General features: G+C 63.6%; 19 protein-coding genes. 8 read left to right on the forward strand and 11 right to left on the reverse strand.

The features are described 5' to 3' along the window. Positions 1-10: 10 nt before the first annotated feature. Complete coding sequence (locus CXY75_RS06685) at positions 11-3,415, reverse strand: pyruvate carboxylase (protein WP_104082056.1); 3,405 nt, start codon at positions 3,413-3,415, stop codon at positions 11-13. 76 nt (positions 3,416-3,491) lie between these two features. Here CXY75_RS06685 and CXY75_RS06690 point away from each other — a divergent pair, with 76 nt between their 5' ends. Then, positions 3,492-4,304 carry a ParA family protein gene (locus tag CXY75_RS06690; RefSeq protein WP_104082057.1) on the forward strand — a complete coding sequence of 271 codons (813 nt, stop codon included), beginning with the start codon at positions 3,492-3,494 and terminating at the stop codon, positions 4,302-4,304. A gap of 245 nt (positions 4,305-4,549) precedes the next feature. Here CXY75_RS06690 and CXY75_RS06695 read toward each other — a convergent pair whose 3' ends face one another. The 7 genes from CXY75_RS06695 to CXY75_RS06725 all read right to left on the reverse strand — a co-directional run bounded on the left by CXY75_RS06695 (position 4,550) and on the right by CXY75_RS06725 (position 9,232). After that, positions 4,550-5,101, reverse strand: a complete 552-nt coding sequence (locus CXY75_RS06695) for a MerR family transcriptional regulator (RefSeq protein WP_104082058.1) — start codon at positions 5,099-5,101, stop codon at positions 4,550-4,552. A gap of 310 nt (positions 5,102-5,411) precedes the next feature. Further along, positions 5,412-6,104, reverse strand: coding sequence for a MerR family transcriptional regulator (locus tag CXY75_RS06700; protein WP_104082059.1), 693 nt, complete (start codon positions 6,102-6,104; stop codon positions 5,412-5,414). A 35-nt stretch (positions 6,105-6,139) separates the two neighbouring features. Beyond that, on the reverse strand, positions 6,140-6,574 hold the full coding sequence (locus CXY75_RS06705) for an FHA domain-containing protein (protein ID WP_104082158.1): 435 nt from the start codon (positions 6,572-6,574) through the stop codon (positions 6,140-6,142). A gap of 175 nt (positions 6,575-6,749) precedes the next feature. Next, positions 6,750-7,367, reverse strand: a complete 618-nt coding sequence (locus CXY75_RS06710) for a CDP-alcohol phosphatidyltransferase family protein (RefSeq protein WP_233201779.1) — start codon at positions 7,365-7,367, stop codon at positions 6,750-6,752. Positions 7,368-7,464: 97 nt separating this feature from the next. Continuing rightward, positions 7,465-8,025: an NUDIX hydrolase gene (locus CXY75_RS06715; protein ID WP_104082060.1), complete on the reverse strand. Its 561-nt coding sequence runs from the start codon at positions 8,023-8,025 to the stop codon at positions 7,465-7,467. Positions 8,026-8,083: 58 nt separating this feature from the next. Further along, entirely contained in the window at positions 8,084-8,638 is a 555-nt protein-coding gene (locus CXY75_RS06720; RefSeq protein WP_104082061.1) for an adenine phosphoribosyltransferase, read from the reverse strand. Between the two features lie 9 nt (positions 8,639-8,647). After that, positions 8,648-9,232 carry a MarR family winged helix-turn-helix transcriptional regulator gene (locus CXY75_RS06725; protein WP_104082062.1) on the reverse strand — a complete coding sequence of 195 codons (585 nt, stop codon included), beginning with the start codon at positions 9,230-9,232 and terminating at the stop codon, positions 8,648-8,650. Between the two features lie 121 nt (positions 9,233-9,353). On the opposite strand from CXY75_RS06725, the gene CXY75_RS06730 reads away from it, so the two are divergent. The 7 genes from CXY75_RS06730 to CXY75_RS06760 all read left to right on the forward strand — a co-directional run bounded on the left by CXY75_RS06730 (position 9,354) and on the right by CXY75_RS06760 (position 14,914). Next, complete coding sequence (locus CXY75_RS06730) at positions 9,354-10,400, forward strand: polyprenyl synthetase family protein (RefSeq protein ID WP_158251143.1); 1,047 nt, start codon at positions 9,354-9,356, stop codon at positions 10,398-10,400. Positions 10,401-10,414: 14 nt separating this feature from the next. Next, positions 10,415-11,323 carry a phytoene/squalene synthase family protein gene (locus CXY75_RS06735; protein ID WP_104082161.1) on the forward strand — a complete coding sequence of 303 codons (909 nt, stop codon included), beginning with the start codon at positions 10,415-10,417 and terminating at the stop codon, positions 11,321-11,323. Then, positions 11,320-12,945: a phytoene desaturase family protein gene (gene crtI, locus CXY75_RS06740; protein ID WP_199182394.1), complete on the forward strand. Its 1,626-nt coding sequence runs from the start codon at positions 11,320-11,322 to the stop codon at positions 12,943-12,945. Before CXY75_RS06735 ends, crtI begins: the two co-directional genes overlap by 4 nt. After that, positions 12,942-13,250, forward strand: a complete 309-nt coding sequence (locus CXY75_RS06745) for a lycopene cyclase domain-containing protein (RefSeq protein WP_199182395.1) — start codon at positions 12,942-12,944, stop codon at positions 13,248-13,250. The genes crtI and CXY75_RS06745 overlap by 4 nt, the downstream gene beginning before the upstream one ends. Continuing rightward, positions 13,247-13,567: a lycopene cyclase domain-containing protein gene (locus CXY75_RS06750; protein WP_199182396.1), complete on the forward strand. Its 321-nt coding sequence runs from the start codon at positions 13,247-13,249 to the stop codon at positions 13,565-13,567. The genes CXY75_RS06745 and CXY75_RS06750 overlap by 4 nt, the downstream gene beginning before the upstream one ends. Then, positions 13,560-14,459: a prenyltransferase gene (locus tag CXY75_RS06755; protein WP_104082065.1), complete on the forward strand. Its 900-nt coding sequence runs from the start codon at positions 13,560-13,562 to the stop codon at positions 14,457-14,459. The genes CXY75_RS06750 and CXY75_RS06755 overlap by 8 nt, the downstream gene beginning before the upstream one ends. Positions 14,460-14,536: 77 nt before the next feature. Continuing rightward, complete coding sequence (locus CXY75_RS06760) at positions 14,537-14,914, forward strand: RNA-binding S4 domain-containing protein (protein ID WP_104082066.1); 378 nt, start codon at positions 14,537-14,539, stop codon at positions 14,912-14,914. 11 nt (positions 14,915-14,925) lie between these two features. Here the strand turns inward: CXY75_RS06760 and csrA are convergent, their stop codons facing one another. The 3 genes from csrA to CXY75_RS06775 are packed head-to-tail and all read right to left on the reverse strand — an operon-like array spanning position 14,926 to position 18,305. Beyond that, positions 14,926-15,315, reverse strand: coding sequence for a carbon storage regulator CsrA (gene csrA / locus CXY75_RS06765; RefSeq protein WP_104082067.1), 390 nt, complete (start codon positions 15,313-15,315; stop codon positions 14,926-14,928). A 16-nt stretch (positions 15,316-15,331) separates the two neighbouring features. Continuing rightward, positions 15,332-16,279 (reverse strand): hypothetical protein, encoded by a 948-nt coding sequence (locus CXY75_RS06770; protein ID WP_146069391.1) that lies wholly within the window; start codon positions 16,277-16,279, stop codon positions 15,332-15,334. Continuing rightward, on the reverse strand, positions 16,254-18,305 hold the full coding sequence (locus CXY75_RS06775) for a flagellar biosynthesis protein FlhA (protein WP_104082069.1): 2,052 nt from the start codon (positions 18,303-18,305) through the stop codon (positions 16,254-16,256). The genes CXY75_RS06770 and CXY75_RS06775 overlap by 26 nt, the downstream gene beginning before the upstream one ends.

Here is an 18,305-nt window from a genome sequence, read left to right on the forward strand (position 1 = left end):
GGCCCTAATCTTAGCGCGGACGCACCGTTACGAGCAGATCGCCGGCATCGACCTGCTGAGTGCGCGGGATGGCGACGCGTTCAATCGTGCCCGAAATTGACGTCGTGATGGCGGCTTCCATTTTCATGGCTTCGATCGAGGCGACGCTTTGGCCGGCTTCGACCTGGGCGCCTTCTTCGACCTGCAGGGTGACAACGCCGGAGAAGGGCGCTGCGATTTGGCCGGGCTGGTTGGCATCCGCTTTCTCGGCAATTTTGGTCTGCACGGTGATGCTGGTGTCGCGCACGAACACGGGGCGCAGCTGGCCGTTGAGGATGGTCATGACGGTGCGCATGCCCTTTTCGTCGGCTTCACCGATGGCCTCGAGGCCCATGTAGAGGCGCACGCCCTTGGCGATTTCGACGGCGTGTTCGTGGCCCTGCTGCAGGCCGTAGAGGTAGTCATGGGTGTCGACGACGGACAGGTCGCCGTAGGTGTCCTTGACCTGTTCGAATTGGCGAGTCGGCGCGGGGAAGAGCAGCTGGTTGAGCATGGAGCGGCGCTCGACGCTTCCGGCGTCGAGGGCGGCGCGTTCCGCGTCGGTGATTTCGGTGACGCCGATGCGCACGTCGCGTCCGGCGAGGACCTTGCTGCGGAAGGGTTCTGGCCAGCCGCCGGGTAGGTTGCCGAGTTCGCCGGCCATGAATCCGATGACGGAGTCTGGCACGTCGTAGTTGCCCGGGTTTTGCTCAAAGTCGACCGGGTCGGCCTTGACAGCGGCGAGGTAGAGGGCGAGGTCGCCGACCACCTTCGACGACGGCGTGACCTTGGGCACTCGGCCGAGGATGGTATTCGCGGCGGCATACATGTCTTCGATCAGTTCGAAGTGATCGGCCAAACCCAGCGCAACGGCCTGGGTGCGCAGGTTGGACAGCTGCCCGCCGGGAATTTCGTGAGAATAGACCCGGCCGGTTGGGGCGGAGAGGCCGGATTCGAACGGAGCGTAGAGGGTGCGCACGGCCTCCCAGTACGGTTCGAGGTCGGTCGTCGCCTTGAGTGAAATGCCCGTGTCGCGTTCGGTGTGGGCAAGCGCTGCGACGAGAGAGGATGCCGACGGCTGGCTGGTCGTGCCCGCCATCGGAGCGGAGGCCACGTCCACGGCGTCCGCGCCGGCCCGAGCCGCGGCAAGCAGCGTCGCGAGCTGACCACCCGGGGTGTCGTGGGTATGCACGTGCACCGGCAGGTCGAATCGTTCACGTAGCGCGGCCACGAGCTTCTCGGCGGCGCTTGGGCGCAGCAACCCGGCCATGTCCTTGATACCGATGACGTGGGCACCGCTGTCAACGATCTGCTCGGCCAGACGCAGGTAGTAGTCGAGGGTGTAAAGATTCTCGGCCGGGTCGAGCAGGTCGCCGGTGTAGCAGAGCGCTACCTCGGCCAGGGCTGTGCCGGTGTTCAGCACCGCGTCGATGGCGGGACGCATCTGCGACACATCGTTCAGCGCGTCGAAGATGCGAAAGATGTCCACGCCGGTGTCGGTGGCCTCACGCACGAACGCGTCGGTCACCTCCGTCGGATACGGGGTGTAGCCGACCGTGTTTCGGCCGCGCAGCAGCATCTGCACGTTGATGTTCGGCAACGCTTCACGCAGCGCAGCCAGGCGCTCCCACGGGTCTTCGCCAAGGAAACGCAGCGCAACGTCATAGGTCGCCCCGCCCCACGCCTCGACCGAGAGCAGCTGCGGCGTCAACCGTGCCACATAGGGAGCAACGGCGACCAGGTCCTTGGTGCGCACTCGGGTCGCGAGCAGCGACTGGTGCGCATCCCTAAACGTGGTGTCGGTGACAGCTAGTGCGGTCTGAGCGCGCAGGTCAGCGGCAAACGCGGTCGGGCCAAGCAACTGCAGCTTCTGGCGCGAGCCGTCCGGCGCCGGCTGGGTCAGGTCGAGCTGCGGCAGTTTGTCGCGCGGGTGCACCGATGTCGGCGCCAGCCCGTTGGGCTGATTGACGGTGACCTCGGCGAGCCACGTGAGAATCTTCGTGCCGCGGTCCTTGGACTCGCGCCCGCGCAACAATTCCGGGCGCTCGTCGATGAACGACGTGCTCAGATCGCCGGCGGCGAAGTCGGGGTCGTCGAGCACGGCCTGCAAGAACGAAATGTTGGTAGACACGCCGCGAATACGAAACTCAGCCAGTGCACGCTTCGACCGCACAACGGCGGCGGCGTAGTCGCGGCCGCGGCAGGTGAGCTTGGCGAGCATCGAGTCAAAGTGCGGGCTGATCTGCGCGCCCGGGTTGATCGTGCCACCATCCAAACGGATGCCGGCCCCACCCGGAGACCGATAGGTCGTGATCTTGCCCGTGTCCGGGCGGAACCCGGCCGCGGGGTCTTCGGTCGTGATACGGCACTGCAGGGCTGCTCCGCGCAAGCGGATCTCCCCCTGGGTCAGTCCGATCTCGGCCAGGGTTTCCCCCGCGGCGATACGAATCTGCGCCTGCACCAGGTCGACATCGGTGACCTCCTCGGTCACGGTGTGCTCCACCTGGATGCGCGGGTTCATCTCGATGAACACGTGCTGACCAGCGCGTTCGCCGACGGTGTCGAGCAGGAACTCGACCGTACCGGCGTTGACATACCCGATCGACCGGGCGAACTTGATGGCGTCGGCGTAGAGCTGCACCCGAATCTCATCGCTCAGGTTCGGCGCTGGAGCAATCTCGATGACCTTCTGGTGTCGGCGCTGCACCGAGCAGTCACGTTCGAACAAATGCACCGTCTCGCCGGCAGCATCTGCCAAAATCTGCACCTCAATGTGCCGCGGGCGAAGTACAGCAGCCTCCAGGAACATCGTCGAGTCACCGAAGGCACTGTTGGCCTCACGCATGGCCTCTTCCAGTGCCCCACGCAGCTCGCTCTTTTTCGCAACCCGGCGCATGCCGCGCCCGCCACCACCGGCAACGGCCTTGGCAAAAATGGGAAAACCGATCTCATCGGCCTGGCTGATCAGCAGTTCCACATCGGTCGACGGCTGCGTCGACTTCAAAACGGGAACACCGGCAGCGATGGCGTGTTCCTTGGCGGTGACCTTGTTGCCGGCCATTTCCAGCACGTTCGCGCCCGGGCCAATGAAGGTGATGCCGGCAGCGGCAGCGGCATCGGCGAGCTCCGGGTTCTCAGACAGAAAACCGTAACCGGGATAGATGGCGTCAGCGCCGCACTCTTTAGCGACGCGAATAATTTCGCTCACATCGAGATACGCGCGAACCGGATGCCCGACCTCACCGATCTGATATGCCTCGTCCGCCTTCAGACGGTGTAGCGAGTTGCGATCCTCGAACGGAAACACCGCAACGGTGTTGGCGCCGAGCTCGTAAGCCGCGCGCATGGCACGGATCGCGATCTCTCCGCGGTTGGCAACCAAAATTTTCTTGAACATGCAGACCTTTCAAGCACGGCGGGCACACAGCTGACGGTTAGGTTCTCTAACACTAGTGAAGGTAACGTTGCTACTCATGCACGTACTCAGCATTAGCTCCCTCAAGGGAGGCGTAGGAAAGACCACGGTGACCCTTGGTCTGGCTTCAGCAGCCTTCGCCCGTGGCGTGCGAACGCTGGTCGTTGATCTTGATCCGCAGTCTGATGTGTCCACCGGTATGGACATTCAAGTAACCGGTCATCTCAATGTTGCCGATGTTTTGGCTTCGCCGAAAGAAAAGACGGTTCGTGCCGCGATTGCGCCGAGCGGTTGGACCAGGAATCGTCCCGGCACCATCGACGTCATGATTGGCAGCCCCTCCGCGATCAATTTTGATGGGCCGCACCCCAGCATCCGCGATATTTGGAAGCTCGAAGAGGCCCTCTCGACCATCGAGAAGGACTACGAGCTCGTACTCATCGACTGCGCGCCGTCACTCAACGCCCTCACGCGCACCGCATGGGCCGCCAGCGACCGAGTCGCGGTCGTTACAGAGCCCGGTCTGTTCTCGGTCGCCGCGGCCGACCGTGCCCTGCGAGCGATCGAAGAGATTCGGCGCGGACTCAGCCCACGTCTGCAACCGCTCGGCATCATCGTGAACCGCGCCCGCACCGCCTCGCTGGAGCACCAGTTTCGCATCAAAGAGCTGCGCGACATGTTTGGCCCTCTCGTACTCAGTCCGCAACTACCGGAGCGCACGTCGCTGCAGCAGGCTCAGGGCGCTGCGAAGCCCCTGCATATCTGGCCGGGTGACAGCGCTCTCGAAATGGCCGGATACTTCGACCAGCTACTCGACCGCGTGCTGCGTACGGCTCGCATCGGCGAGTACGCCGAGGCTCCCGCGGTCTAGTTCGGTCTTCGATCTCTACGCGTGTTCATGCGTTTCGCAGATGCGGTGACGGCAACGGGACTGCGGTCTCGGCAAGCTCGACCAACGGATAATGGCTTGTCTGTGCGGCGGCCCGAGGTTCCAGGTGCAACGGCCAGGGCCGTGTCCGCGGTCGCCCCCACCCGTTGATCGAGCCTACCGAGATCACCATCGACCTACCGGACCATGTGTGCGGTCATGGGGCAGGGCTAGGGCTAGGGCTAGGGCTAGGAGATTTTGCGGGTGGTGCGACGGGCGGCTAGCTCGTCGGCGGGGTCGATGGGTTGCATGTCGAGTTCAACCAGGCTGGTCTCCACCTCGCGCAGTACCTTGCCGACGGCAATGCCGAAGACACCCTGGCCACGGCTGACCAGATCGATGACCTCGTCGTTGGAGGTGCAAAGGTAGACACTCGCGCCATCGCTCATGAGCGTGGTCTGCGCGAGGTCACTGATGCCCGATTCGCGCAGCTGATTGACTGCGGTGCGAATCTGTTGCAGGGAGATCCCCGTGTCGAGTAGACGCTTCACCAGCTTGAGCACGAGTATGTCCCGAAAGCCATAGAGGCGCTGCGAGCCGGAGCCGGCAGCACCGCGCACCGTGGGTTCGACGAGGCCGGTGCGGGCCCAATAGTCCAGCTGACGATAGCTAATGCCGGCGGCACGCGCGGCAACAGCGCCACGGTAGCCGGAGTTCTCGTCAAGCTCTGGCATGCCGTCGGTGAACAAGAGTCCCAGGGAGTAGCGCGAAGCGTCAGCGTCAGGCTTGAGCTCACTCATATGGGTTGCCTTTCGGGGGGGGTTACTTGGTGCGATGAATCAGTTCGGCCAGTCAACGCGATAAATCTCGGCTCCGCTAAAATCAACGATGCTGAAACATACTTGCAGTCACCGCCCGCGTAACAGACGGTGAAACCACTGATGCGAAACCGTCTTGCTGTGGTTCTCTGTCTACGGTACCGAGGCGGGGTGCCTCCATGCCTGACATTCGTCCGACTGGTTTGGCGTGTCGGATGACGCAGCGACCGGTGACGCTGGCTGCGTCAGCACCGCACGTCGATGTCGATTTACGCCTGCACCAGTCTACGACCTACTTCGTCAGACGACCCAGTGCGGAGCGAATCAGGCTGCCACGAATGATTTCGAGCTGCCCAGCGATTTCGACGGCCATTTCAGCGGCCTTGGCCCGGCTCGACGCGTCTTTGCGCCGTGCCAGTGGCACGAGGGCGCTCTCAATAAGGCCGAGCTCGCGTTCAGCGGCACCGCGAAAGCCGCGCAGGTGGCGTGGTTCAATTCCACTGCGCTGAAGCTCAACGAGGGCGCGCAGCACGCTCAGCACGCCGTCACCGTAATAATCGGCGGGAAGAATAATGGAGGCGGAGACGGCATCATGCAACAATGTCGCCGAAGCGCCTGCCTCCTTCAGCAGCTCGTCCCTGGTCAATCGACGCACGGTACCGAGCATCGACGGCCCTGGCGCGGCTCCCCCGGGCAGCACCGGAGACAGACCTGCATCCAGGTCGTCGAGATAAGAGCGGATGACCTTCAACGGCAGGTAGTGATCGCGCTGCATGGACAGAATTAATCGCAGCCGATCCACGTCACCCGTGGCGAACTTGCGGTAGCCAGAGTCCGTACGGGCCGGCGAGACGAGGCCCTGCTCTTCAAGAAAACGCAGCTTCGAGGGTGTCAGTTCGACAAATTCCGGGGTGAGCCGCGCGAGTACCTGCCCGATGCTCAGCAGCGGTGCTGAACTGGACGAGTGCGCTTTCGCCGCCGGCACAGACGCTGACCGAGCCTGGGCTGAGCTTGCCGCCACTATTCGCTTGCCGCGCGGGCGAGATCGAGGCGGGAAGCGTAGAAGGTGAGACGGAACTTGCCAACCTGCACCTCGGCGCCGTCGGACAAGACGGCGGTCTCGATGCGCTCACCATTGAAGTAGGTTCCATTGAGCGAGCCCAGATCTTTTACCGTGAACGCCGTTCCAATGCGCAAAAAATCGGCATGACGACGCGATACGGTGACATCGTCAAGAAAGATGTCGGCGTTGGGGTGTCGACCGACGCTCGTGTGATTGGCATCGAGCAAAAATCGGGCACCGGCGTTGGGGCCGCGACGAACAACCATGAGAGCGGAGCCTGACGGCAGCGCCGCAATGGATTCCTGCTCTTCTGCGGTCACGTTGGAGTCGATGGACGCGATTTGAGCGGCGAATTCTTGGCTGAAGTTCATCGTCGTGTCGGTACTGGACATATCATTCACCGTCGTCGATACTTCTCGCGTTGGTACTTCCGGTCGTGCTTGACTGGGCGTTGATTCGTCGCGCATCTCGTCGCCTGTCGTCGGATTATCGGGTAGGTCTGCGTGCACGGGCTCGTTCGGCTCCTCGGAATTGTTCGTGCCGGATAGATCGGCCATCATGCACCTCCTACCGTTCCAGCGTATCGGAAGATACACCCTCCGCCACCCGCGGTAGGCGAATCACACGCATCGTTTCACTGGCGTAGATAATGCCGGCCCACCAGTACAGAAACGCTCCCCAGAGGCCGAAGGCCCAACCCACCGGCTGAGACCACCATTCCAGCTGCGGAAAGGCCTGTCCGAGCATGATCATTGGCAGGGCGTAGAACAGGCAGAATGTGGCGACCTTACCTAGATGGTGCACGGGCAGCGGGCCAAAGCCGAAGTTGGCCAGGATGATTCCGAGCGCGAGCAGAAAAACATCGCGCCCGACCACGACGAACACGATCCACCAGGGCACGAGGTCTCGCCAGGCCAAGCCGATCAGCGCGGCAAAGATATAGAGCCGATCGGCGGCCGGATCGAGGAGTTGACCCAGCCGCGTGATCTGGTTCCAGCGCCGGGCCAGGAAGCCATCGAGCCAGTCCGTGAAGCTGGAGACGCTGAGAATAACCAGCGCCCAGGCATCCTCTCCCTGAGCAAGGACTACCAGAAAAACCGGCACGAGCAGCAGGCGCAGAAGACTGAGCACGTTGGGCAGGGTCAGCACCCGATCGCTGACTGCCCCGTTCGCTACCGCCGCCACGCTTGGAGTCTATCGAGAGCAGCCAGTTACCCCGCCATTCGAATGAATTCTCGATCGAGAATACTTTCGGTTCGCGCCCAGTGCGGGCACAGACGAGTCACGCGAGGCGCAGGCGCAAGGCTGGCCAGCTCGCCGCGAAACCGGGGTGTAACGCGAGCGCTTCCACCTCGCCGATCGGCACCCACCGCAAGGCAATGCTCTCGAGGTCGCTGATGACCGGCTCAAATCGCTCTGTCGCCTCGACGACGACCGTGGTGTACGACCAGATTCCCAGGTCGACCACCGAGGTGAAATTCAGTCGGACCAGGTGGGCCGGCACACCGGCCTCTTCCCGAGCTTCGCGCAGGGCAGCATCGATGGCGCTTTCGTGCTCGTGGCGAGCACCCCCTGGCAGGCCCCAGGTGTCACCGAAGTGGCTCCACACCGCGCGATGCTGCAGGAGAATGCCCAATTCGAGGTGATGAACCAGCAGTCCGGCCGCACCGAATCGGCCCCAAAACCGGCGACCATCAGGGCTGAACACCCACGCGTCGCCGCTGTCCCGCGGCAGCTCGTTCCGCGCAACCCCGTTCCCTGGCTCGCCGACACCCGCCGGACGCAGCGCAGTCCTGCGGGGGTCATCGAGGTTGGTCCCGTCGGAACCGGCCGGTTCAGTCATGCCCTAAGCATGCACGTCGGCGGCGAGAAAATGAAAACGGATGCGCGTGCTCGGCTCCTTAGATGGACTTGATAGCGTGCACAGCGGATGCGCCGAGGCGTTCGCGCCCACGCAGCTCCGTGAGCTCGAGCACAACGCCGACACCGGTCAGCGTATAGCCGGCCCGTTCGATCAGACGGGTCGTTGCCGCAATGGTGCCTCCCGTGGCCAACACGTCGTCCAGGATGAGAACCCGAGTTCCGGCCGGCAGTTGCCCGACTTCCAACTCGAGCCGAGCCGAGCCGTACTCGAGATCGTATTCCTCGGTGAGTACCGTACCGGGCAGCTTGCCGCCCTTGCGCACGGCCAGCACGGCCGCTTGGGCCGCGTAACCCACGGCAGCGGCGAGCAGAAAGCCTCGAGCCTCGATGCCGGCGACGGCGTCGAACTGGCCGCGGTGCTGATCGGCCAGGTCATCGACGATCGCACGGAAAGCGACCGCGTCGGCGAAGACCGGATTGAGATCGCGAAATAGAATGCCCGGTTGCGGAAAATCGGGATACGAGGCCAGCAGCGCCTCGACGTGGGCGGCGGCGGGCGAAGGCTGAGGTACAGGCGGGGAGAGTTGAGTCACTGATTCATCTTAAACCGCTCGGCTGGGCGGCGCGACAGCCTCGGGGTGAGCGAGATCGGCGCCCTTCGACAACGCGGATGCTTCCCCGTCGAGCGGTACGACCGCGATCGCGCTCATGGCGTCGAGAAAATGTACAACGGCGCCCTGTTGGTCGCGAGTCAGGTCGAGGGCCACCGCAATCATCTCCTCATGCGTGTTGCCGAGCGTGCGCCGCATCTCCTCGTGCGATTCCGTGGTGGCGAACAAGAATTGGCCGCGCCCGTCGCGCGGGTTTACCTCACGCCGAATGTGACCGGATGCCTCGAGTCGAGACAACAGTTTCGCCGTGGCGGCCGAACTGATGTTCAAAAACTCGCTGATGTCCCTGGGGCTGGCGACGTTCTGACTCCGCTCGCAGGCGATCAGGTGCCGAATGGCCATCAAATCCGTTTCATTGATGCGCATGAGGGCCTGAGCTCGTCGCCGCATGATGGCGTCGGCCACCCGAAAACGGCGGACGGCAAGCAGAACGTCCCGTGCTGCCGATTGTTCGGCGTTCTGCTGGTCGTACCAATACGCCCCTGCGGTCGGGAAAATACTCTCATCGTCGGACATAGCTCCATGCTAACCTGAGCGCTAGCTAGCCTGGTTAGTTATTTGCACCATGAAGCCAGGCTTTATTAGGGAGCAATCGTGCAGACCACTGACGCACTCCGCGATCTACGTAAGAATGTTCGTGCTTGACACGGTTCCGGCCGGCATCGAGATCGAGCTGGCCCGTTATTTTGCTACCGCCCGGTTGCGGGCCACGGATTATGGCGACCACTTCGTGGCGCTGTGGGACTCGCTCGAGCTGGCCAGCAGCGGGGGCAAGCGAGTGCGTCCAGCGCTGGTACTGGCCGCCTACTCCGGTTTCGGTGGACGCGACCAGACCCTCGCCGCGCCGGTAGCTGTCAGTTTTGAGCTGCTGCACACGGCGTTTCTCATTCACGACGATGTCATTGACCGCGATGTGGCCCGGCGCGGTGTGGCCAACATCGCCGGTCGGTTCACCGATCGTGCGCTGGCCACTGGAGCGGCAGCGGACCAAGCGGGAGTGTGGGCCGTCGCCGCCGCAATCCTGGCCGGCGACCTCGCCCTCAGCCAAGCCCACCGGGTACTTGCCACACTGCCCGTCGACGATGACACCCGCGTCAGGCTGCTCGATCTGCTCGACCGAGCGGTTTTTGTCTCGGCGGCCGGGGAACTGGCCGACGTCACGAACAGCTCGTCCCGGCATCCGCTCACTGTCGCCAAAATTTTGTCAACTCTGGAAAACAAGACCGCTGTGTATTCCTTTGAGGCGCCATTGCAGGCCGGAGCGACGCTGGCTGGGGCATCATCGGCGGCGCTTGGCAGTCTCGGCCGGTTCGGACGCCTTGTTGGAGTAGCGTTTCAACTCATCGACGACATACTCGGAGTGTTCGGCGATCCAGCCCAGACCGGCAAAAGCATCACGGCCGATCTGCGCGAGGGCAAGCAGACAACCCTGATTGCCCACGCCGGAAGCACTCCGACGTGGTCGTTGATCGCACCGTACCTTGGAAAGAGTGACCTGAGCGAAGAGGAAGCTGGGCGAGCGCGTGATCACCTCCGTGCCTGTGGCGCGAAAACCGCCACCGAGGAGCTCGCCAGAGACCATGCTGAGCGTGCGGTACAGGCGCTCGATCCGCAGACCATTCCGGCCGAGCTGCGCGCCAGCCTGACCGAACTGGCCGGTGCCGCCGTGAACCGTTCGCACTAATGATGAGGGCACTCATGAGCGCATCACGCACCATCTCACACACCATCGATAGTCGTAGCAATATTCAGCTCTACGGCCGGGCCGCACTGGCCAGTTCCACGACGATTATCGGGCATTACTCTACCTCGTTCGGTCTCGCCGCCCGACTGCTGGAAGCGCGCGTGCGCACACCGGTGCGCACGATCTACGCTCTCGTTCGCATCGCCGACGAGATCGTCGACGGTGCCGCTACCGAAGCCGGCCTGTCTGTGGACGAACAGCGTGAACTGCTCGACGGCCTCGAACGGGAAACCGAGCTAGCGATCGTGCGCGGCTACAGCACCAACCTCGTCGTGCACGCCTTTGCCGGCACCGCCCGGCAAGCGGGCATCGATTCCACCCTCACCCGGCCCTTCTTTGCCGCCATGCGTCGCGACCTCGACCCGGCCCCCTTCAGTGCGCAGGGCGTCGCCGAGTACATCTACGGCTCGGCCGAAGTGATTGGCCTGATGTGTCTGCGCTGTTTCGTGCAGCAGCGACCACCGAACGCTGGGCAGCTCATCGTGCTCGAAAACGGTGCCCGCCACCTCGGCGCGGCCTTTCAAAAGATCAACTTTCTGCGTGACCTGTCCGCTGATAGCGAGGTGCTCGGTCGCAACTATTTTCCCGGGATCGATCCACTCACACTCACGCAGGCCCAGCAACACGAGATTCTCGATGACATTGATACCGACCTCGCGATTGCCAGAGCCGTGCTGCCGCTCTTACCGCCCGGCTGCCGCCGCGCGGTCGCCGCAGCCCAGGGCCTGTTCACCCGACTCTCGACCCGACTACGGTCGACCCAGACAGATCAGTTACTGCACGCCCGAGTTCGGGTGCCGAATGGAGAGAAACTCGTGATTGCCTTTACCGCGACATTCGGGCCAGGCGCGTGGAAGCGTTGACATCCCCCGCACAGGCCACGCGCACCATCGTGATCGGTGGGGGGATCGCCGGCCTCGCCAGCGCAGCCCTGCTCGCGCGGGAGGGTCACGATGTCACACTGCTGGAATCTCGCGCCGAACTCGGCGGGCGCGCCGGTGTCTGGACGAGCAACGGCTTTCGCTTCGACACCGGACCGTCCTGGTATCTCATGCCAGCGGTGTTCGAGCACTTCTACAAGTTATTTGGAACCAGCGCAGCCGAACAACTAGATCTGGTGACGTTAGATCCGGGCTACCGCGTGCATTTTCAAGGTGACCCGCGACCGGTGGATATCCGCGCCGACCGGGCCGCGAACATCCGCTTGTTTGAGCGGTTGCAACCCGGAGCCGGAGCGGCGCTGAGCCGGTACCTCGACTCGGCCACCGAAACCTACAACCTGGCCGTGCAACGATTTCTGTACTCGAGCTATGAATCGTTTCGTCCGTTTCTGGTCGGGGATGTGCTGCGTCGACTCGGGCGGCTGGCTCGGCTACTGGTGCAGCCGCTGGACAAGTTCATCGCCGGGTATGTGCGCGACCCGCGACTGCGCCAGATTCTCGGCTACCCGGCCGTCTTTCTCGGGTCAGCACCGAACTTGACGCCGTCGATGTACCACCTGATGAGCCATCTCGATCTGGCCGACGGGGTGCTCTACCCGCAAGGCGGATTTTCGACGCTCATCGACAGTATCGCCGCGATCGCTCGCGCCGAGGGGGTACGCGTGATCACACACGCGACGGTCACGGCCATTCGGGTGACCGATCGACAGGCCATTGCCGGCGTCAGCTACGTCGACGAGGTGGGAGAGACGATTCAAGTGGATGCCGACCAGGTCGTGTCATCGGCGGACCTGCATCACACCGAAACCGTGCTCGTGCCCGCCGCACTGCAGACCTACCCGCAAGCGTGGTGGGACAAACGGGTCTCGGGGCCTGGCGCCGTGCTGGTCATGCTCGGCGTCAGGGGCACAATCCCCCAGCTGCAGCACCACTCCCTGTTTTTCACGACCGACTGGGGAAAAAACTTCGGGCAGATCTTCGGCAAACGCCCCTCCGTACCGTCACCGGCGTCGCTCTATGTTTGCATGCCGAGCGCTACCGACTCGTCGGTGGCGCCGCCCGGCATGAGCAATCTGTTCGTGCTGGTTCCGGTTCCGCCCGCTGTGGAGCTCGGCAACGGCGGTATCGATGGGGCCGGTGACACCATGATCGAGCGGATAGCGGATGCCGCCATCGCCCAGGTTGCAGAGTGGGCCGGCATCCCCGATTTGGCCGAGCGGGTAAGCGTGCGTCGAACGGTGGGCCCGGCCGACTTCGCCGACGACCTCAACTCCTGGAAGGGCGGCGCTCTCGGCCCCGCACACACGTTGCGGCAAAGCGCGTTTCTGCGCGGATCGAACATGTCGCAGAAGATCGCCGGGCTCTTCTACGCCGGCGGTACAACCATTCCCGGAATCGGTTTGCCGATGTGCCTGATCAGCGCCGAAATTCTACTCAAACGCATGCGCCATGATACGACGACCGGACCGCTCGCCACGCCGCTTCCTGCCCGGCCGAGCCGGCCAACCAGTGACCAGGTACGGTCAGCGACATCGCCTTCGTGAGCTACTGGTACCTGCTCACGCTGCTGATCGCGCTCTCAGGCATGGTGCTGCTCGATTGGCGCTTGCGCTTGTTCTTCTGGCGCTCTGCCCGACGGGCAACCCTCGTGCTCGGCCTCGGGGTGGTGTTCTTTCTCGGCTGGGATCTGCTCGGCATCGGTCTCGGCATTTTTTACCGGGGGGATACGGCCCTGATGACCGGGGTGCAGCTGGCACCGGAACTACCGCTTGAGGAGCCGTTCTTTCTTATTTTTCTCTGCTACCTCACCATGAATCTGGTGCAGCTGGCCCGGCGGGCCCTGGCATGACCTACCTTCTGGTGAACGCCGTCTTTCTGACGATAGCCGCGTTGGTCGCCGTCGCAGCCGGTGTCCGCGGGCAGATTTCCCGGCGTTGTGTCCCCGCCGTCGCGCTTGCCCTCGCGCTGACCCTACTTCTGACGGCAGTATTCGATAACCTGATGATTGCGGCTGGCCTGTTCAGCTACGACCCACAGCATATTTCCGGCCTATTCGTTGGTCTTGCTCCGATCGAAGATTTTGCCTACCCGGTCGCCGCGGCCGTGCTGTTACCGGCATTGTGGGTGATTTTAGGCGATACCAAGTTAGGACGAACGGATGACTGAGCAGCTCGGCACGGCGTCGTGGAAGGCGCGGCAGGTTGCACTGTCGTCGCGACCGCTCAGCTGGATCAACACCGCGTTCCCCTTTGCCGCAGCTTACGTCGTGACCACCGACCGAGTGGATGCGTTGCTCATCGTTGGAACGCTGTTCTTTCTGATTCCGTACAACCTGCTCATGTACGGCGTGAACGAAGTCTTCGATTACGAGTCCGATTTGCGCAATCCTCGGAAGGGCGGCGCGGAGGGTGCTTTACTGCACCCCGCACTGCACCGAACGGTGATAGCCGCAGGGGTTCTAAGCGTGGGAATTGTGGGAGGGGTGATGGTGTACGTGGCTGGGGCGAAGCATCCACTCTCCTGGCTCGTTCTCGCGCTGAGCCTATTCGCCGTTGTCGCCTACTCCGTGCGCGGCCTGCGGTTCAAGGAACGCCCTATTCTGGACTCGATCACGTCGAGCACGCACTTCGTCAGCCCGGCCGTCTATGGACTCGTCGTCGCCGGCGCCACGATCACTCCCGGGCTGCTCGCCCTGCTCGCGGCATTTTTTCTGTGGGGCATGGCCAGCCACGCCTTCGGCGCAGTGCAAGACGTTGAGCCCGATCGCCAGGCCGGTATTGCCTCGATTGCGACAGCGCTCGGTGCCTGGCCGACGGTGCGACTGGCGATTACGTTCTGGGCCGTCGCCGGCCTACTCATGCTGTTCACGCCCTGGCCAGGGCCACCGGCTGCCGTGCTCGTCGTGCCGTATATTCTCGCTACGTGGCCGTTTTGGTCAATCAGCGATGCCGATTCTGCCGACGCAAACCGCGGCTGGAAGCGCTTTCTCCGGCTCAATTTTCTGACCGGATTTCTCGTGACCATGCTGCTGATCTATTCGGTCAGTCTCGCGGCCTGAGGCCGGCCGAGACCCGATAGAGCCGTAGCCGGATAGAGCCGTAGCCGGATAGAGACGTAGCCGGATAGAGTCGTGGGATGGACCTTACTTCCGCCCGCGTCGATAGCTGGAGCTGGGGCGTACGCCTGTTCAAGACACGTTCGATGGCGACGACGGCCTGCCGAGCCGGGCATGTGAAGGTCAACGGCGACAAGGCCAAGGCCGCGCAGGTACTACACATCGGCGATGAGGTGCGTGTGCGCACGGCCGGTTTCGATCGGGTGCTGATCGTATCGCGTCTCGTGGTCAAACGCGTGGGTGCAGTCGTCGCGGCCGAGTGCTACGTCGACCACACTCCGCCGCCGCCGCCGCGCGAAGAGGTTGCCCTCGTGCCGATGCGCGACCGGGGCGCCGGACGCCCGACCAAACGGGAGCGCCGGGAAATTGACGAGTTGCGCGGGCACCTCACCGAGTGACCCGCGCAGCGCTACGGCTGGACCGGCGGCTGCGACACGAGCGGCTTGGGCACCGATAGCTGAGGCACCGACGGCTGTGCCGCGGCGGTGTTCTGCGAAACCGGCTGAGGCTGCGGCGGCTTGGGCCGCGCTTCGGCTTGCGATTGGCGTGATTGCGCCGATTGCAGGGCAGCGAGCATACCGAGGGACCGCTTGATGCGGTTCTCAGCGTTCTCGTCGACGTGGCTCGCCGCCATGTTGGCCTCGATGACCGCACGCAGCACTTCCTCGCGTTGAATTTTCACCCCGCGCGGGGCGTCGATTCCGATGCGCACGCTGTCGCCGCGCGCGTCGAGCACGGTGATGACGATGTCGTCACCGATGAGGATTTTCTCCCCGAGTTTGCGTGTCAGGACCAGCATGGACCAAGCCTATCCTTTAGGCCTGCCCCGAACGTGCCGCCCGCCGCCCGCTGGGGGGCGCAGTAACGCGACCATCCATCCATTCCACTGGCAGCCCGAACGACTCCACGGTCGCTGGCGATGTCGTGAACTGCCGTCCAATAGCGGCAACCGCGTCGATCGGAACCACGGCGTTGATCGAGTTCACCCAGCGCGTGCTGTCTTCGGGTTTGCGCCCGGCATCCACGACAACCCAGACCTGGTCAGCGCCGAACGCCTCGAGCGCGGAGGCGCGCTCGGACGCGTCCGCAGTCGGGTCGAAGCCGTAAGCGATGAAGGCGCTGCTGCCGGTTTCGACCCCGCGGGCACGAGTTGCCTGGGCGCCGCGCCGGTCATCCACTCGGTTGGGCCCGACCAGGGCGCCGCTGGTGTACACGTTGCCGCCGCCGGCGAGCCGGTGCATAAGCCGGGCGATGGTGAGAGCGTCCTCGGCGAGGCCAATAATGAGCACGAGGTCGCCCGGCCGGGTCAGCGGCGCCGGAACGGCCAGGTTGGCAACGGGGCTGCGCCCAGCCGCAGCCGCGCCCGCGCCGCCGTCATACACGTCGGGAACCGGCATCGCCGACGGTCGGGTAGTCGCGAAAGTCAGCTCATCCATCAGCGCAGCGAACCCGTCCGATGCCGTCGACAGCTGCGGGCCGGAGCGAGCAATTTCCATTTCGGCGTCGTCGGCGTCGTCGAGCAACGCTGCAATGCCGAGTCGCTTGTTGAGGTCGAGGCCGGAGTGGGCGGAACGTCGCCGGTCTTCCGGCACAGGAACCTCGACGGTGACCTCGTAGTGAAATCGGGCGAAAAAACCGCGGATGCCGCCGACGGTGACCCGATCGGCCTTAATAATGACGGCATCCTTACCGTGCACGATCAGGATTCGCTCCTGAAGCTCGCGCATCGTCGCACCCTCAAGCAGATATCGAGTCGGTCCCACGAACCACACCTACCGTCTCAATAGTTACGTTGGCCGAGGTGACTTCCTGGTACGACAGCACCGGCAGACCGCCGGTTTGGGTCGAGACCAGCCGACGGATGGCCGGTCGCAGCGCCGGAGCACAGACCAGCACGGCTGACAGGCCGCTCGCTTCGACCGTCGCCACCGAGGCACGCACCGAAGCGAGAACCGCTTCGATCCGGGCCGGATCCATCAAAATCTGGGTGCCCTGGTCGGAGGGGCGCATTCCCTCGAGCATGTTTTGTTCCAGGGTAGGTTCGATCATGATCACACGCAGCACGCTTCCGTCGAGATATTGCGAAGTCAGCGCCGGGCCCAGAGCCATGCGTGCCGCCTCGATCAGGCCTTCTGGATCGTTCGAGGTTTTCGCGCGCAGCGACAGCGCCTCGTAAATGCGCGGCAGGTCGTTGATGGGGATCTGCTCGATCAGCAGCCCCTGCAGCACGCGCTGCACCTCAGCGAGCGAGAGCAGGCCGGGAATCAGGTCATCGACCGACGACGGGTTGACCTGCTTGACGCCGTCGGTGAGTATCCGCACGTCTTCCCGGGTGAGCAGTCGGGCTGCATTGGTCGTGATAATCGACGACAGGTGAGTCACGACGACGGAGACCCGGTCGATCACCGTAGCACCGGTCATCTCCGCGCTGTGCCGCATCTCGCTCGGAACCCATTTGCCGGCGAGCCCGAAAACGGGTTCAACCGTCGTGGCGCCCGGCAGCGAATCGAGAAAGTCGCCGAGCGCGAGCACCTTGCCGACCGGCGCAATTCCGCGGCCGTATTCGACCCCGGCAATGCGAATGACATAGGTGGACGATGGCAGGTCGACACTGTCGCGGGTGCGCACCGGAGGCACGACAACACCGAGGTCCATGGCAATCTTGCGCCGCAAACCACGCACCCGAGCGAGCAAGTCGTCCGATGCGCCAGACACGATGTCAACGAGGTCGGGTGCGAGCATGATCTCCAGCGCGTGCACGCGCATCTGCTCGATCAGGTCTTCGGTAGTATCCGTTTTTGCGACGTTCTTCTCAGCCGCGTCGGCCGCCACCTGGGTGGCCGCGCTACTGGTCTCGCGCACCTTCAATCGTTGCGCCAGCACGATCAGACTCCCGCCGACGATAAGAAAGGGCAGCACCGGCATCCCGGGAATGAGCGCCATCAAGATGGCAGCACCGCCGGCGATGACCAGGGCGAACCGTGACTGGGTCAGCTGAGCGGATGCTGTCGACCCGATGTCGGTCTCGGCGTTCGACCGGGTCACGATCATTCCGGTGGAGACGGCCATCAGAAGTGCCGGAACCTGAGTGACCAGGCCGTCACCAATGGTCAGCAGCGCATAGGTGTTGAGCGCGTCGCCGATCTCCATGCCACGCTGCAGCATGCCGATGGCGATGCCACCGATCAAGTTGATGATAATGATGATGAGGCCGGCAATGGCGTCACCCTTGACGAACTTCGATGCGCCGTCCATGGCGCCGTAGAAGTCGGCCTCTGCGGAGACCTCGGCGCGGCGTTCCTTGGCCTCGGCATCGGTAATCAGGCCGGCGCTCAGGTCGGCGTCGATCGCCATCTGCTTGCCCGGCATGGCATCGAGGGTGAAGCGCGCACCGACCTCGGCCACGCGCTCGGCACCCTTGGTGACGACGACGAACTGAATGACGACGAGAATGAGGAAGATGACCGAGCCGATGATGATCGATCCGGCGACGGCGACGTGGCCGAAGGCTTCAATTACCGCTCCGGCATAGCCGTCACCGAGCACCAGACGAGTGGATGCGACGTTGAGGCCGAGCCGAAACAGGGTTGCCACGAGCAGCAGCGACGGAAACACCGAAAACTCGAGCGGCTTCTTGACGAACATCGTTGTGAGCAAGGTGACCAGGCCGAGCATGATGTTGACGATGATCAACATGTCCAACATGACGGCCGGGATCGGCACGATGAGCAGCAGAATAATGCCGACGACGCCAACCGGAACGGCTAGCTTTGCGAGGTTTTTGTTCAC

The sequence above is a fragment of the Cryobacterium sp. Y11 genome, assembly GCF_002929535.1.
Taxonomy (GTDB): Bacteria; Actinomycetota; Actinomycetes; order Actinomycetales; family Microbacteriaceae; genus Cryobacterium.

Bases quoted from the DNA above. Each gene is read 5' to 3' on its own strand.
- CXY75_RS06685 (WP_104082056.1), bottom strand. From the start codon at position 3,415: ATGTTCAAGAAAATTTTGGTTGCCAACCGCGGAGAGATCGCGATCCGT.
- CXY75_RS06690 (WP_104082057.1), top strand. From the start codon at position 3,492: ATGCACGTACTCAGCATTAGCTCCCTCAAGGGAGGCGTAGGAAAGACC.
- CXY75_RS06695 (WP_104082058.1), bottom strand. From the start codon at position 5,101: ATGAGTGAGCTCAAGCCTGACGCTGACGCTTCGCGCTACTCCCTGGGA.
- CXY75_RS06705 (WP_104082158.1), bottom strand. From the start codon at position 6,574: ATGTCCAGTACCGACACGACGATGAACTTCAGCCAAGAATTCGCCGCT.
- CXY75_RS06715 (WP_104082060.1), bottom strand. From the start codon at position 8,025: ATGACTGAACCGGCCGGTTCCGACGGGACCAACCTCGATGACCCCCGC.
- CXY75_RS06725 (WP_104082062.1), bottom strand. From the start codon at position 9,232: ATGTCCGACGATGAGAGTATTTTCCCGACCGCAGGGGCGTATTGGTAC.
- CXY75_RS06735 (WP_104082161.1), top strand. From the start codon at position 10,415: ATGAGCGCATCACGCACCATCTCACACACCATCGATAGTCGTAGCAAT.
- CXY75_RS06750 (WP_199182396.1), top strand. From the start codon at position 13,247: ATGACCTACCTTCTGGTGAACGCCGTCTTTCTGACGATAGCCGCGTTG.
- CXY75_RS06755 (WP_104082065.1), top strand. From the start codon at position 13,560: ATGACTGAGCAGCTCGGCACGGCGTCGTGGAAGGCGCGGCAGGTTGCA.
- CXY75_RS06760 (WP_104082066.1), top strand. From the start codon at position 14,537: ATGGACCTTACTTCCGCCCGCGTCGATAGCTGGAGCTGGGGCGTACGC.
- csrA (WP_104082067.1), bottom strand. From the start codon at position 15,315: ATGCTGGTCCTGACACGCAAACTCGGGGAGAAAATCCTCATCGGTGAC.